At 72.6% G+C, this 13932-nt stretch carries 14 protein-coding genes; 3 read left to right on the plus strand and 11 right to left on the minus strand.

The annotated features are described in order from the left end of the window. Positions 1-3 precede the first annotated feature (3 nt). Positions 4-1050: a GTP 3',8-cyclase MoaA gene (moaA, locus tag ACXKZB_RS15385; RefSeq protein ID WP_488823719.1), complete on the plus strand. Its 1047-nt coding sequence runs from the start codon at positions 4-6 to the stop codon at positions 1048-1050. A gap of 3 nt (positions 1051-1053) precedes the next feature. Then, positions 1054-1293 (plus strand): MoaD/ThiS family protein, encoded by a 240-nt coding sequence (locus ACXKZB_RS15390; RefSeq protein ID WP_488823720.1) that lies wholly within the window; start codon positions 1054-1056, stop codon positions 1291-1293. A gap of 49 nt (positions 1294-1342) precedes the next feature. On the opposite strand, the gene ACXKZB_RS15395 is transcribed toward ACXKZB_RS15390, so the two are convergent. The 6 genes from ACXKZB_RS15395 to ACXKZB_RS15420 are packed head-to-tail and all read right to left on the minus strand — an operon-like array spanning position 1343 to position 6628. Continuing rightward, positions 1343-2443, minus strand: coding sequence for a calcium:cation antiporter (locus ACXKZB_RS15395; RefSeq protein ID WP_488823721.1), 1101 nt, complete (start codon positions 2441-2443; stop codon positions 1343-1345). A gap of 12 nt (positions 2444-2455) precedes the next feature. Continuing rightward, positions 2456-3481, minus strand: coding sequence for a sulfate/molybdate ABC transporter ATP-binding protein (locus ACXKZB_RS15400; RefSeq protein WP_488823722.1), 1026 nt, complete (start codon positions 3479-3481; stop codon positions 2456-2458). Then, the gene (locus ACXKZB_RS15405) at positions 3478-4278 is read right to left on the minus strand and encodes an ABC transporter permease (protein ID WP_488823723.1); all 801 of its coding nucleotides are present in this window, start codon (positions 4276-4278) and stop codon (positions 3478-3480) included. Before ACXKZB_RS15405 ends, ACXKZB_RS15400 begins: the two co-directional genes overlap by 4 nt. A 3-nt stretch (positions 4279-4281) precedes the next feature. Beyond that, the gene (gene modA, locus ACXKZB_RS15410) at positions 4282-5091 is read right to left on the minus strand and encodes a molybdate ABC transporter substrate-binding protein (protein WP_488823724.1); all 810 of its coding nucleotides are present in this window, start codon (positions 5089-5091) and stop codon (positions 4282-4284) included. Next, positions 5088-5504 (minus strand): TOBE domain-containing protein, encoded by a 417-nt coding sequence (locus tag ACXKZB_RS15415; RefSeq protein WP_340196726.1) that lies wholly within the window; start codon positions 5502-5504, stop codon positions 5088-5090. Before ACXKZB_RS15415 ends, modA begins: the two co-directional genes overlap by 4 nt. Positions 5505-5557: 53 nt before the next feature. Continuing rightward, the gene (locus tag ACXKZB_RS15420) at positions 5558-6628 is read right to left on the minus strand and encodes a ThiF family adenylyltransferase (protein WP_488823725.1); all 1071 of its coding nucleotides are present in this window, start codon (positions 6626-6628) and stop codon (positions 5558-5560) included. A 95-nt stretch (positions 6629-6723) separates the two neighbouring features. Between ACXKZB_RS15420 and ACXKZB_RS15425 the strand changes: the two genes are divergently transcribed. Further along, the gene (locus ACXKZB_RS15425; protein WP_488823726.1) at positions 6724-8376 is read left to right on the plus strand and encodes a glycosyltransferase family 39 protein; all 1653 of its coding nucleotides are present in this window, start codon (positions 6724-6726) and stop codon (positions 8374-8376) included. Positions 8377-8388: 12 nt separating this feature from the next. Here ACXKZB_RS15425 and ACXKZB_RS15430 read toward each other — a convergent pair whose 3' ends face one another. From ACXKZB_RS15430 to ACXKZB_RS15450, 5 genes are all read right to left on the minus strand, one after another. After that, complete coding sequence (locus tag ACXKZB_RS15430) at positions 8389-9321, minus strand: 4-(cytidine 5'-diphospho)-2-C-methyl-D-erythritol kinase (protein ID WP_123314233.1); 933 nt, start codon at positions 9319-9321, stop codon at positions 8389-8391. Between the two features lie 9 nt (positions 9322-9330). Then, a complete protein-coding gene (locus tag ACXKZB_RS15435) occupies positions 9331-10650 on the minus strand; it encodes an O-acetylhomoserine aminocarboxypropyltransferase/cysteine synthase family protein (RefSeq protein ID WP_488823727.1) in 1320 nt (439 codons plus the stop codon). Further along, a complete protein-coding gene (locus ACXKZB_RS15440; RefSeq protein WP_488823728.1) occupies positions 10650-11702 on the minus strand; it encodes an LLM class flavin-dependent oxidoreductase in 1053 nt (350 codons plus the stop codon). The genes ACXKZB_RS15435 and ACXKZB_RS15440 overlap by 1 nt, the downstream gene beginning before the upstream one ends. 108 nt (positions 11703-11810) lie before the next feature. After that, positions 11811-12800 carry an ATP-grasp domain-containing protein gene (locus ACXKZB_RS15445; RefSeq protein WP_488823729.1) on the minus strand — a complete coding sequence of 330 codons (990 nt, stop codon included), beginning with the start codon at positions 12798-12800 and terminating at the stop codon, positions 11811-11813. Between the two features lie 260 nt (positions 12801-13060). Continuing rightward, the gene (locus tag ACXKZB_RS15450) at positions 13061-13903 is read right to left on the minus strand and encodes a helix-turn-helix transcriptional regulator (RefSeq protein ID WP_488823730.1); all 843 of its coding nucleotides are present in this window, start codon (positions 13901-13903) and stop codon (positions 13061-13063) included. Positions 13904-13932: the final 29 nt, after the last annotated feature.

Below are 13932 nucleotides of genomic sequence, written 5' to 3' on the forward strand. Positions count from 1 at the left end.
CACATGGCACCCGCGACCCTGCTCGGTACGACCGTGGACCCGGCGTCCGCCGGACTCGTCGACCGCTTCGGGCGTCGCGCGATCGACCTGCGGGTGTCCCTGACCGAACGCTGCAACCTGCGCTGCACGTACTGCATGCCGGCCGCCGGACTGCCGTTCGCCCCCGACGACGCCCTGATGACCGCTGCGGAGATCGAGCGACTGGTCCGCATCGGGTCGTCGCGGTTCGGCGTGCGCAAGGTGCGGTTCACCGGCGGCGAGCCGATGCTCCGGCACGACCTGGTCGACGTGATCGCCCGGTGCGCGGCACTGCCCGACGCCCCGGAACTGTCGCTCACCACCAACGCCATCGGCCTCGCCCACCGTGCCCAGGCCCTGTACGACGCCGGACTGCGGCGCGTGAACGTCTCGCTCGACACCGTCGACCCCGACGTGTTCACCACCGTGACCCGCCGCCCGTTCCTCGACAAGGTCATCGCCGGACTTTCTGCCGCACACGATGCCGGCCTCGACATCAAGGTGAACGCGGTGCTGCTGCGCGGGATCAACGACGAGGCCGCGCCGGAGTTGCTGCGCTGGTGCCTCGACCGCGGCTACGAACTGCGGTTCATCGAGCAGATGCCGCTCGACCCCGACCACGCGTGGGACCGCACCGAGATGGTGATCGCGACCGAGACCCGTGCGCTGCTGGCGTCGTCGTTCCTGCTGACACCGGACGATGCCCCGCGTGACGGCGCCCCGGCCGAGCGGTACCGGGTGCAGGACGCACGCTCCGGTGCGCCACTCGGCACCGTCGGGATCATCGCGAGCATCACCGAGTCGTTCTGCGCCGACTGCACCCGCACCCGGTTGACGGCCGACGGCAACGTCCGGAGCTGCCTGTTCTCCGACGCGGAGACCGACGTGCTCGGACCGATGCGCGCGGGGGCCTCCGACGACGAGGTGGCCGAGCTGTGGCGCCGGGCGATGTGGGCGAAGCCGCGCGACCACGGCGACGACAGCGACGAGCTCGTGCACCCCACGCGCGGCATGAGCGCGATCGGCGGCTGAACGATGACCACGATCCGGTTCTTCGCCGCTGCCCGGGCGGCGGTCGGCGTCGACGACCTGTCCACGACAGCTGCGACGATCGACGAGGCCCTGCGCGAGGTCACCGCCACCGACCCGTCGCGCTGGAGTGCGTTGCTGGAGCGGTGCTCGTACCTGGTCGACGGCGTGACCACGCGCGATCGCAGCACCGTGCTGTCCGGGGTCGCGGTCGTCGACGTCATGCCCCCCTTCGCCGGCGGCTGACCGGCGCGCCCGTTCCTTCGACCAGGTACGCCGCCGCGCCGCCCCCACGCTACGGCGAGACGGACAGCACAATGAACGCGGCGAAGATCACCAGGTGCACCCCACCCTGCAGTCGCGTGGCACGACCGGGCAGCACCGTGAGCACCGCGGCGACGATCGTCAGGGCGAGCAGCACGATCTGCGACGGCCCGAGCCCCAGCAGCAGCGTGCCCGGCATGAACAGCGACGCGACCGCGATCGACGGGATCGTCAGACCGATCGACGCCATGGCCGACCCCATCGCCAGGTTCAGGCTGGTCTGGATCCGGTTCCGGGCGGCGGCCTTCGATGCGGCGATGCCCTCGGGCAGCAGGATGAGCAGGGCGATCACGACGCCGACGAACGACGGCGGGAAGCCGACCGCTGCGACGCCGGCCTCGATCGCGGGCGACTCCACCTTGGCGAGCCCGACCACGGCGACGAGCGCGACGACCAGCAGCCCGAGCGACACCATCGTGGTGCGACCGGACGGGCGTGCGGCGTGGGCGTCCTCGGACTCGACGAGCACCCCGCCGGCACGGTTGACCGGCAGGAAGAAGTCACGGTGGGCCACGGTCTGCGTCACGACGAACAGTCCGTAGAGCACGAGCGAGGCCACGGCCACGAAGACCAGCTGCGTCCCGGTGAAGGACGCGTCGTCGGTGCCGGTGGTGAACGTCGGCAGCACCAGGGTCAGCACGGCGAGTGCGGCGACCGTCATCGTCGCGGCGCTGGCGCCCTCCTGGTTGAACCGCACGGTGTTGTGCCGGAGCGTCCCGATCAGGATCGCGAGGCCGACCAGCCCGTTCATCGTGATCATCACGGCCGAGAACACCGTGTCGCGCGCCAGGGTCTCGGCCTGGGCACCGCCGGAGCTCGACAGCGAGATGATCAGCGCGACCTCGATGATCGTGACCGCGACGGCGAGCACGAGTGACCCGAAGGGTTCACCGACCCGGTGGGCGACGACCTCGGCGTGGTGCACCGCCGCGAGCACGGTGGCGGCGAGCACGACCGCGACGATCGCCACGACCACGGTGCCGAGTCCGTAGCGGCCGTACGAGAACGCGAGCACGACGGCCGCCAGGACCGGGATGGCCACGGGCCACGCCTTGGGGAACCAGGAGGTCATCCGACCATTGTCTCAACCGCGAGGCGCGTAGACCGCCAGTTCGGACGCGGGAACGGCCACGTGGACCGCGTCACCGGGTCCGATCCCGAGCGCGGTGACCCGCGCCAGGGTCAGGTCGGCGACGAGGTCCCCGGCGCGCACCCGCACCAGTCCGTCCCGCGGTTCGAGCGACGTGACGGTGCGCACCGGCCCGGCGCCGTCCCGCGTCAGCCGGGCGACCGTCGGGTGGAAGGCGCCCAGGGCGGGCCGACCGGGAGGCACGGCGTGCGTCCCCGACACCAGCTCGCCGCCGCCGTCGGCCGCGATCCCACCCGCGGTGGCGGTCCCGCGCACCAGCGCGAGCCCGGAGAACGCCGCCGCGAACGCACTCGTGGGCCGTCCGAGCACGGCGGCGGGGGTGCCCTCCTCGACGATCCGGCCGTGCTCGACGACGACGACCCGGTCGGCCAGGGCGACGACCTCGACCGGGTCGTGCGTGACCAGGAGGCTCGGGCGCCCGGCGATCGCGGTCCGGAGCGCTGCACGGACCTCGTCACGTGCGGCGACGTCGAGCGCCGACGTCGGTTCGTCGAGCAGCAGCACCGCCGGGTCGGTGGCCAGCGCCCGCGCGATCGCGACGCGTTGGGCCTGCCCGCCGGACAGCGTGTCCGGGGTCCGGTCCGCCAGGCCGTCGGCGCCGACGGCCGCCATCGCACGGAGCGCGCGGGTCCGGGCGGCGGCCCGTCGGACCCCGGCTGCCCGCGGGCCGAACGCCACGTTGCCGATCACGTCGAGGAACGGGAACAGGTCGGGCCGCTGGGCGACGAGCCCGATGCGGCGGCGGTGGGCGGGTACCGTCCGGCTGTGGTCGGCCACGACGGTGCTGCCGAGGACCACCTGCCCGGCGTCGATCGGCAGCAGACCGGCCAGGGCCTCGACCACGGTGGACTTGCCCGCGCCGTTCGGCCCGATGACGGCAACGCACTCCGCCGCGCCGACCTCGAGGGCGACGTCGACGTCCCGCCGCTCGACGACGATCCGCGCCGCGACCCCGGTCACGCGGCCACGCCCCGGGTGCGGAGCGACGAGGCACCGATGACCACGACGGCGACCACGACGAGCACGACCGCCAGGGCCACGGCGGTGTCGGGGTCGACCTCGCGCTGCAGGTAGATCTCCAGGGGCAGGGTCCGAGTGACCCCCTGCAGGCTGCCCGCGAAGGTCAGGGTCGCGCCGAACTCGCCGAGCGCACGCGCGAAGCAGAGCACCAGTCCGGAGACGATGCCGGGCAGGACCCGCGGGGTGGTGACGGTCAGGAACGTGCGGGTGGGGCCGGCGCCGAGGGTCGCGGCGACCCGCTCGTACCGGTCCCCCTCGACGCGGAGCGCCCCCTCGATCGCGGACACCAGGAACGGCATGGCCACGAACGTCTGCGCGATGACGACCGCCGTGGTGGTGAACGCGATGTGCAGCCCGTGGCCGTCGAGGAACGCCCCGACCACCCCGAGGCGGCCGAACGCCGCGAGCAGTGCGAGTCCGCCGACGACGGGCGGCAGCACGAGCGGCAGGAGCACCACGGCGCGGGCGACCCCGACCCACCGTGAGCGGGACCGAGCGAACAGCACGGCGAGCGGGTACCCGAGCACGAACGCGACGGCCGTGGCGGTCAGCGCCGTGCCGAGGCTGAGTCCGAGTGCGGTGAGCGATGCCGTGGAGGTGACGAGGGCGACGAACGACGACCAGTCCACCCGACCGAGCATCGCGAGCACGGGCACGACGACGAACAGGCCACCGAGCACCGCGGGCAGTGGCAGCCACCAGGCGACCGGCGGCCGTCCGTCAGCCCGCGAGGTCACGGGTCACGGCTTCCCGAAGCCCGCGGCGGCGAGCACCTTCTGGCCGGTGGTGGAGCGGACGTACTCGGCGAACGCCTGCGCGAGGTCCGGGTCCTCGGACTCCTCGAGCACGCCGATCGGGTACGTGTTGACGGCCTCGCTCGACTCGTCGAACGGGACGCCGTCGACCTTGCCGTCGGCGCCCTGCACGTCGGTCACGTAGACGAGTCCGGCGTCGGCCTGACCGGACTCGACCTTGCCGAGCACGTCGGTGACGGACTGCTCCTCGCTGACGGGCCGCAGGTCGACGCCCGCGGCGGATGCGACCTTCGCCGTCGCGGCGCCGCACGGCACCGGCGCGGCGCACGTGACGAGCTGGACCCCGGACCCGGTCAGGTCGTCGAGGCCCGTGATGCGCTTCGGGTTGCCCGGCGCGACGGCGATCTCGAGGACGTTCGTCGCGAAGTCGCGCGGGGACCCGCTCGCCAGGTCGCTCGAGGACAGCTTCGCCATGTTCGCCTCGTCGGCGGACGCGAACACGTCGGCGGGCGCGCCGTTCTGGATCTGCGTGACCAGGTCGCTCGACCCCGCGAACGAGAACCGGATCGAGGCCCCGGGGTTGGCGAGTTCGAAGTCCTTGCCGAGCGTGGTGAACGTCTGCTGGAGCGAGGCAGCCGCGAAGACCGTGATCGAGCCGGTCGCACCGCGGTCCGTCGCGGTCGTCGACCCCGACGAGGACGACCCCGCCGGGGCGTCGGCGGTCGAGCACGCCGACAGGCCGAGCGCCGCCACGACGACGAGGGGCACGAGCAGCGAGCGGGAACGACGGCTCATCGGAGGTCCTCCTGGAGTGCGGGCGCCTCGACGGCGACCATCGTGGCCTTGACCGACGCGACGGCGACGGACCCGACCTCGAGCCCGAGGTCGCGCACCGCCTCGGCGCTCATGAGCGAGACGACGCGGTGCGGGCCGCACTGCAGCTCGACCTGCGCCATCACGGTGTCGACGACCAGGTCGGTGACGATGCCGACGAACCGGTTCCGCGCCGAGCTCTTCACGCCCGACGCCGGGTCGGCGAGCTCGGTGCTCCGCGTCCGGGCGTACTCGGCCACCTGCCGACCGTCGACGACCGCTCGACCGGCCTCGTCCGTGGTCCGGTGGAAGGTGCCGCCGTCGACGAGTCGGCGCACGGTGTCGTCGCTGACACCGAGGAAGGCGGCAGCATCGCGGATCCGCAGTTGCGTCATGATGCGACGATCCTAGCCGCGGAAGCGGCGCCCTGGACCCGATCCGTGTCGGATCAGGCGGTGCGCTCGATCGCCACGGGCAACCCCTCGCGACGCCAGGCCTCGAACCCGCCGTCGAGGACCGCCACGTGCCTCCAGGCCGGCTGTGCGGCAGCCCATGCGTCCGCACGCGGGCCACGGGCGCAGTAGACGACCACGTCCGCCGCGTCGGCGTCGCCGGCGACCACGTCACCCGTGACGGCGCCGGCGACCACGCCGTCCGCGCGTTCGGCGTCGGTGCGCACGTCGACGACGACCACCCGGTCCGTCGGGTCGGCCAGACGTGCGGCGAGCGCCGACGGGGCGATGCGGTCGGCACCGGCGGGAGCGACCACGACGGGTCGTCGTGATGCCGGGCCACGCCGGACGACGCTCTCGCTCCACCGCCACCGACGGGCGTCGACGGTCAGGACCCGTCCGAGCAACGGTTCCCCGGTGCCGGTGACCAAGGCGAGCACCTGTCCGGCCATCACCGCTCCGACGGCGCCGCACAGTGCGGGAACGACGCCGTCCAGGGCGCAGGATCCCTCGTCGGGCAGCGCCTCCGGGTGCAGGTCGTGGAAGTCGACACCGTCCGCCCCGGCGTCGCGGAACACGCTGACCTGCCCGTCCTGGCCGAGGACCGTGCCCCACACGAACGGCACACCGGCGTCGGCGCAGGCGTCCGAGACCGCCCGGGTGACCAGCACGGAGTCCGCCGCGTCGACGACCACGTCGTGCCCGGCGACGAGTTCCGGGGTGAAGGACCCGACCACCGCGACCGCGTCGAGTTCCGGGTCGACGGCGCGGGCGCGGGCCACGGCGACCTCGGCCTTCGACGAGCCGACGTCCGCCGCCGTGAAGAGCGTCTGGCGCGCCAGGTTCGTCGCGTCGACCACGTCCGGGTCGATGACCGTGAGCCGTCCGACACCGGTGAGGTACGCGACGACGGGCGCGCCGAGGCCGCCGGCGCCGACCACGAGGACGCGTGAAGCGGCCAGACGGCGGAGCCCGTCGGCGCCGACGTCGGACAGGGCAGCGGTCCGCGAGCCGAGCCGTGTCCGCCACGGGGACAGCGCTGCGACGGGGGCGACGAGGGGGTCCATCCCGTCATTCTGGTCGGTCGCACCGAATCCCTGCATGTGAATGCTCAGCGGGTGGACGCGGCGGATGCTCAGAGCCGCTCGGTACGGTCGCGGGCGTGAGTTCCCCCCGCACCGGCACCGTCACGGTCCGACGCACGACGTCGGACGCGTCGACGCGAGCACGGCTCCGGGCACTGGCCCTGTCGACCGTGCGGGCCCTGGCGCGTGCGCCCGAGATCACCGTCGGGGCGGTCGGTGTCGTCGTCGCGGCGGCCTTCACCTGGGTGCCGTCGGTCTGGTACGACGAAGCCGCCACCCTGACGAGCGCACAGCGCAGTTGGCCGGCGCTCTGGGCGGAGCTGCAGAACGTCGACGCCGTGCACGGCCTGTACTACGCGCTCATGCACGTCTGGCTCGCACTGGTCGGGTACTCCCCGTTCACGCTCCGCTTCCCCAGCGCCCTGGCGATCGGGATCGCCGCCGCGCTCGTGGTGGCGCTCGGCCGGCGGCTCGGCGGCGTCCGGCTCGGGGTCGTCTCCGGCGTGGTCTTCCTGCTGCTGCCCCGCGTCGCCTGGGCAGGGACCGAGGGCCGCCCCTACGCGACCGTCACCACCCTCGCCGCGCTGCTCACCCTCGTCGGGCTGACCGCGGTCCGTCGCACCCGGGCCCGGCACCACGCGACGCGGTGGTGGGTCGTCTACGGGGTGCTCGCAGCGGTGGCCGTCCTCTTCAACGTCTACCTGGCCCTCGCCGTCGTGGCGCACGGCGTCGTGCTCGCGTGGACCGGCGTCGCCGACCGGGCGGCCCGCCGGGAGGCGTCGGTCACCGGCCGCAGCGGTGCGGTGCCCTCGGCGATGGTGGACCGTGCCGTGGCCGTCCGCTGGGCCGTCGCCGCCGTGGCCGCAGCCGTGGTGGTGCTGCCGTTCATCGGCCTCGCTGCGGGGCAGGCCAAGCAGGTCGGCTGGATCACCGGCATCGGGTGGGCCACGCTGCGCCAGGTGTTCGCAACCGCGTGGTTCGGGGTCGTCTACCCGTACGCCGCCGTCGCGTGGCTGCTCATGATCGTCGCGGTCGTGCTGACGGTCCGCGCGGCCCGACGCCCGTCATCCGGAGCCCGCGACGTGCTCCGCATGCAGGCCGTCCGTGTCGCCGTGCCCCTGACGGTCGTGCCCACCGCGCTGCTCGTCGCCGCGACCGCCGCCGGCGAACACCTGTACTCCCCCAAGTACGCCAGCCTGAGCCTGCCGTTCGTCGCGCTCCTGATCGGACTCGCGATCACGGCGCTCCGTCCGCGGCGCTGGGTCGCCGTGGCGGTCGCCGCGATGGTCCTGCTGTCCGTGCCGACCAGCACGATCGTGCGACTGCCGCACGCCAAGCAGTCCTCGCACTGGGCGAACGCGGCGGCGATCATCGAACGCGAGCGGGACGTGACCACCGACGCCGACGAAGGCGTGGTCTACGGCAGCGTCTGGGGGCACCCGACCGCGACCGCGCAGGTCATCGCCGACGCCTACCCGGAGGCCTTCAGCGGCATGCGGGACCTGGCGGTGGCGAGCACGGGCGCGGAGCGCGGTCAGCTGTGGAACGTGAACGGCGACATCGCCACGACCGTGCCGGCACGCCTGACCGACATCGACACCGTGTGGTTCGTCGGTGCCACGTCGCGGAACATCCGACCCCAGGTCTCCGAGACGCTCAAGGACCAGGGCTTCCACGTGGTGCGGTACTGGCACACGGACACGGTCATCCTGTGGAAGTACAGCCGCTGACGGTCGTCGCCGTCAGTGCACGACGCGGGCGCCGTGCACGGGTCCGGTGGCTCGGAGTGCGACGAGACCGGCTGCGCTGAGTTCGACCTGCAGTTCGAGTGCAGCGTCACGGTCCCCGACCAGGAACGCCACCGTCGGGCCGCTGCCCGACACCAGTCCCGCGAGCGCCCCGGCCTTCTCACCGAGTTCGAGCGTCGACGCGAGTCCGGGCTGCAGCCGCATCGCCGGGGCCTGCAGGTCGTTGTGGACGCAGTCGGCGAGCAGGTCGGGGTCGCCGGCGCGGAGCGCCTGCAGCACGTTCGACTCCACCACGGGGTGGGACGGCGCCGGTGCGATGTCGGCGCGGTAGCGCTCGCGGTGCTCGTCGAGTGCACGGTAGACGGCCGGTGTCGACAACCCGTCGTCGCTCAGCGCGAGGACCCAGTGGAACTCGCCCTTCGCCAGCGCCGGGCTGAGTTCGTCGCCGCGCCCGGTGCCCACGGCCGTCCCGCCCGCGAAGGCGAACGGCACGTCCGCGCCGAGCTGCGCGGCCAGGCGGAGCAGTTCCTCGCGACCGAGGGCGGTGCCCCAGAGCGTGTCGACGGCGAGCAGCGTGGCCGCGGCGTCCGCCGAGCCCCCGCCCATGCCGCCGGCCACCGGCACCTGCTTGTCGATCGTCAGCCGGACCCCGCCCTGGTGTCCCGCGGCGTCGGCCACGAGCCGGGCTGCACGGATCGCCAGGTTCGACTCGTCGACCGGCACGTTCGACGTGTCGATCGGCCCCGTGAACGTCACCGAGAAGTCGTCGGCGGGCTCGGCCGTGACGTCTTCGTACAGCGACACCGCCTGGTACGCCGTGGCCACGTCGTGGTAGCCGTCGTCCTGCAGTGCACCGACGGACAGGAACACGTTGATCTTGCCGGGGGCGCGCGTCCGCACGCGGGTCGGGGCGGCCAACGTGGTCATGCCCCCAACCTATCCCGCTGCGGCTGCCGCGAAGCCCCGCGCCAGGTCGGCGAGGACGTCGTCGATGTGCTCGAGGCCGATCGACAGGCGGATGAGCCCGTCGCCGACACCCGCAGCGGCCCGCTCCGACGACGTCATCTGCACGTGCGTCGTCGACGCCGGGTGCACGACGAGCGAGCGGACGTCACCGATGTTCGACACGTGGTCGAACAGCTCGAGGGCGGCCACGAACCGCCGTCCGGCGTCGACCCCACCGTCCAGGTCGAACGCCAGGACCGCCGAGGGGCCCTTCGGCACGTACCGCTGCTGCAGGTGGTGCCACGGCGACGACGGCTGTCCCGCGTAGTGCACGCCGAGCACCTGGTCGTGCGCGTCCAGCCACGTCGCGACGGCGGCCGCGTTCGACACGTGCCGCTCCATGCGCAGGGACAGGGTCTGGATGCCCTGCAGCACGAGGAAGGCGTTGAACGGTGCGATCGCCGGACCGAGGTCGGCGGACAGCTTCGACCGGGTGCGCTGGATGAACGCCCGGCGGCCGAACTTCTCGGCGAAGTTCGTGTTCGCGAACCCGGACTGCTCGGTCGTCGCCAGCTGCGGGAAGGCGTCGGCGTGGGCCGCCCAGTCGAAGTTGCCGCTGTCGACGACGAGCCCGGCGATGGCGCTGCCGTGACCGGCCAGGTACTTCGTCGCCGAGTGCACGACGATGTCCGCACCGTGCTCGATCGGTCGGACCAGGTACGGCGTCGCGATGGTGTTGTCGACGATGAGCGGGACACCGGCCTCGTGCGCGACCCCGGCGACCCCGGCGAAGTCCAGGACGTCGCCGCGGGGGTTCGGGATGGACTCGCCGAAGAACGCCTTCGTCTCCGGACGCACCGCCGCCGCCCACTCGTCCAGGTCGGTGGGGTCCTGCACGAAGGTGAACGCGATCCCGAGGTCACGCAGCGTCGACGCGAACAGCGTGTACGTCGCGCCGTACAGCGAGGCACTCGACACGACGTGGTCGCCCGCGCGGGCGACGCCGAGCACGGCGAGCGACGTCGCCGCCTGTCCGGACGCCAGCGCCAACGCACCGATGCCACCCTCGAGGTCGGCGATCCGACGCTCGAGCGCGGCCGCCGACGGGTTGTTCACCCGCGAGTACGTGTGCCCCGGGGCGTTGAGCATGAACCGGTCCGCCGCGTCCTCACCGGACGGGTAGACGAAGGCCGCGGTCTGGGCGATCGGCGGGACGTTGCCGCCGAACCCCGGATCGGCCTTGAAGCCGGCGCGGATCTGCCGGGTCTCGAACGCCCAGCCGTCCTCGGTGTTGCTCGCGCCGCTGCCCATCACACGACCGCCTCGGACGGCGCGGCCACCGACGGGCGGACGAGCGGGATGACCTGTTCGCCGAAGCGGTCCATCTCCTCGAGCTGCGGCGAGAACTGCAGCAGCAGCGTGTCGACCCCGGCGTCCTCGAACTCCCGGATGCGGTCGGCCACCTGCGACGGCGTCCCCACGAACCCGGGGCGCAGACCGCGGTTCGACACCGAGTAGTCCTCGAGCGAGGGGACGTGCTCGAGCTGCGACTTCGAGATGAAGTCCTGGTACGACTCGTACGCGTTGCCGTGCTGCACGTCGGTGATCCGCGCGAGCTCGGCCTGCGCCTCCTCCTCGGTCTCGCGGACGATGACGTAGGCGGCCATGCCGAACGCCTCGAACGGCGGCAGTCCGGCGTCGACCCGGCGCTGTTTCATCTCGGCGATCTTCGTCCGGAGCTCCTCGACCGTGCCGCCGTGGGTGACGTAGGCGTCGGCGTACCCCGTGATCGCCGCCTTGCCCGCCTCGCTCTCGCCACCGGCGTAGATGCGCGGCGTCACGCGGGGCTTCGGCTCGAGGTGGGCGTTCTGGACGTCGTAGTACTCGCCCGAGAACGAGTACGGGGTCTCCCGCCACATCCCCTTCATGACCTCGACGAACTCCGCGGTCCGCTTGTAGCGGTCGTCGTGCTCCGAGAAGATGCCGCCGTACTGCTTGGCCTCTTCTGCCCACCACGCGCTCACCACGTTGAACGTGAAGCGGCCGCACGAGATGTCGTCGATCGTCGCCGCCTGCTTCGCCGTCACCGCGGGCAGGTGGTAGCCGGGGCGCATCGCCGCCATGATCTCGAGGCGCTCGGTCGTCGCCGCGATGGCCGCCGCGAGCGACCAGGCCTCGAGCGACGGCGCCGCCGTGCCCTTGATGTCGTTGAGGTTGAGCTCCGGCACGAGCGTCAGGTCGAAGCCGATCCGCTCGGCGCGCTGCGCCAAGCGCTTCACGTAGTCGAAGGTGACCGGCATGTTCTCGTTGTCGACGTTGCGCAGCCAGCCGCCGAAGAGCGGGGTCCAGTATCCGAATCGCACGGGGTGAGTTCCTTGGGGAGGTGGGGAGTGCCCTGCAAGGGGCGCGGAGCGGACTGGAGGCCCGTGGCGGGCCCGCCACGGGCCTCCAGTCCGGTGGTTCTTGCGTTCTCAGGCGGTCAGTTGCGCTGCGTACTGCGTCTCCAGCAGGCCGCCGAGGTACCGCGCGATGGAGCGCGGACCGGAGGCCGGCGCGGACTCCTCGACCGCGGGGTTGTAGTTCGTGTTCGTGTTGATGTCGTAGACGACCGTGCGGCCGTCCGTGGTCTCCATGAACTCGACGCCCGCGATGGTGACGCGCTGGTCGGCGAGGAACGTGCGGAGCTGCTGGACCAGCGGGTGCTCGGCGGTGATCTCGGTCCGGACGCTGAACGCGCTCGGCTGGTCGGCGCCCGGTACGTCGCAGACCGCTCCGGCGATGACCTGCGGGACCTCGCACGCGTCGGCCGGGCACAGCTCGAAGCTGCCGGCGCTGGTGTCGACGCGGACGGCGTAGACGAACTCGCCGCCGACGAACTCGACGCGGGTGATGAAGGGCTCACGGGCGGTCAGGAACTCCTGCAGCAGCGTGATGCCGTCGACCGGGGCCTCGAACTCGGGGCTGTCGACGTAGGCGTCGAACTCGGCGAGCGAGTCGAACCGCCGGACGCCCAGGCCCTTGCCGCCCTGGTTGTGCTTCGTGATGAACGGGACGTCATGGCCGTTCGTGAAGGTGCGGGCGGCGTCCTTGAGCGTCGTCGTGCCGAACACGGCGGTGGTGCGGGGCACGTCGAACCCGGCCTGCTGCAGGAGCCCGTGCTGGGCCACCTTGGAGACCTCGAGCTCGAGCACGTGGCTGCCGCCGACGACCTGGCGGCCCGCCCGCTCGAGCCAGCCGAGGACCGCGCGGGTGTACTCCTTGCTGTGCTCGTGGCCGCGGGTGTGGCTCGACGCCGACATCCGGGACCAGTAGACGCCCGGCTCCGGTTCGGCACCGAGGTCGATCTGTCCCTCGGTCAGCAGGATCTCCTGCACCGGGACGCCCTCGGCCTCGAAGGCGGCGGCGAGCGGCGGGAACCACTCGGGGTTCTCGTGGATGACGTACACGCGGGGAGTGCTCACAGGCCCACCCTAGGCACGGTATACCGCACGCGGCCAAGTGTGTGACGCGGGGTTGCTTCGTGTGGTGCGTCCGGGGGGGGAGATAGCCGGGGGGTCCGGGTCGCACGGTGCGCGCTTGTCCGGCAGGTGCGAGGCTGGTCGCTCGGTGGCGGGATGAAGCGTGGCACCGAGCGGTCAACGGCGCACGGGATCATCAGCCTCGCACCGTGCGGGCTCGACCAACCTCGCACGAGCCGAACGGACCCGCACCGTGCGCCGCGTCAGCCGGCGAAGGTCTGCTGGCCGACGACGCCGAGGAGCTCGAGCTTCTGCGCGTCCTCGGAACCTGCGGGCGCGGTGAACAACAGCAGTGCCTGCGCCTGGTCGTCGGTGTGCAGCACCTGGCAGTCGACGGTGATCCGGCCGAGCTCGGGCTGCACGATCGTCTTGTTGTCGGACCAGCGAGTGGCCACCTCGTGCCTCGCCCAGAGCTCGCGGAACTCCGGGCTGCGGGCCTCGAGCTCGCCGATCAGTTCGGTGGCCCGACGGTCCCCCGGTCCAGCGAGCCCCACCGCCGCCCGCAGCGACGCCACCACGACCCGGGCCAGTCGCTCGTGTTGCTCCGGCGCGTACTTCGCGAGCTCGTCCCCGGTCACGAACCACCGCCACGCCTGGTAGCGCTCGTTGCCGGGCAGGCTGACGGACGACCCGAGCAGTGCCGCGGCGAGCCGGTTCTCGACCAGCGTCTCGCCCAGGTGACTGACCACGATCGCGGGGGTGTCCTCGAGCCGGTCGAGCACCCGCAGGATCGCGGGGTCGACGTGGTCGGCGCGGTGCATCCGGGTCGGGGCGTTCTGCCCGGCGAGGTGGAACAGGTGGTCGCGCTCGTCGAGACTGCAGCGCAACGCACGGGCGATCGCGGCGATCATCTGCTCCGACGGCTGCGGCCCACGCTGCTGTTCCAGACGCGTGTAGTAGTCGACCGACATGCCCGCGAGCGCAGCGACCTCTTCACGGCGGAGCCCCGGGGTCCGGCGTCGCGGCCCCTGCCCGAGGCCGACGTCCTCGGGGCGCAGCAGTTCGCGGCGACGGCGGAGGAAGTCGGCGAGCGCAGCACGGTCCATGGTCCCGATTGTCGTCCGCTTCCCGCCAC

Source organism: Curtobacterium sp. ABR8 (assembly GCF_057812125.1).

Excerpts from the sequence above, each read along its gene's own strand:
- moaA (WP_488823719.1), top strand. The coding sequence starts at position 4 with ATGGCACCCGCGACCCTGCTCGGTACGACCGTGGACCCGGCGTCCGCC.
- ACXKZB_RS15390 (WP_488823720.1), top strand. The coding sequence starts at position 1,054 with ATGACCACGATCCGGTTCTTCGCCGCTGCCCGGGCGGCGGTCGGCGTC.
- ACXKZB_RS15395 (WP_488823721.1), bottom strand. The coding sequence starts at position 2,443 with ATGACCTCCTGGTTCCCCAAGGCGTGGCCCGTGGCCATCCCGGTCCTG.
- modA (WP_488823724.1), bottom strand. The coding sequence starts at position 5,091 with ATGAGCCGTCGTTCCCGCTCGCTGCTCGTGCCCCTCGTCGTCGTGGCG.
- ACXKZB_RS15415 (WP_340196726.1), bottom strand. The coding sequence starts at position 5,504 with ATGACGCAACTGCGGATCCGCGATGCTGCCGCCTTCCTCGGTGTCAGC.
- ACXKZB_RS15420 (WP_488823725.1), bottom strand. The coding sequence starts at position 6,628 with ATGGACCCCCTCGTCGCCCCCGTCGCAGCGCTGTCCCCGTGGCGGACA.
- ACXKZB_RS15430 (WP_123314233.1), bottom strand. The coding sequence starts at position 9,321 with ATGACCACGTTGGCCGCCCCGACCCGCGTGCGGACGCGCGCCCCCGGC.
- ACXKZB_RS15435 (WP_488823727.1), bottom strand. The coding sequence starts at position 10,650 with ATGGGCAGCGGCGCGAGCAACACCGAGGACGGCTGGGCGTTCGAGACC.
- ACXKZB_RS15450 (WP_488823730.1), bottom strand. The coding sequence starts at position 13,903 with ATGGACCGTGCTGCGCTCGCCGACTTCCTCCGCCGTCGCCGCGAACTG.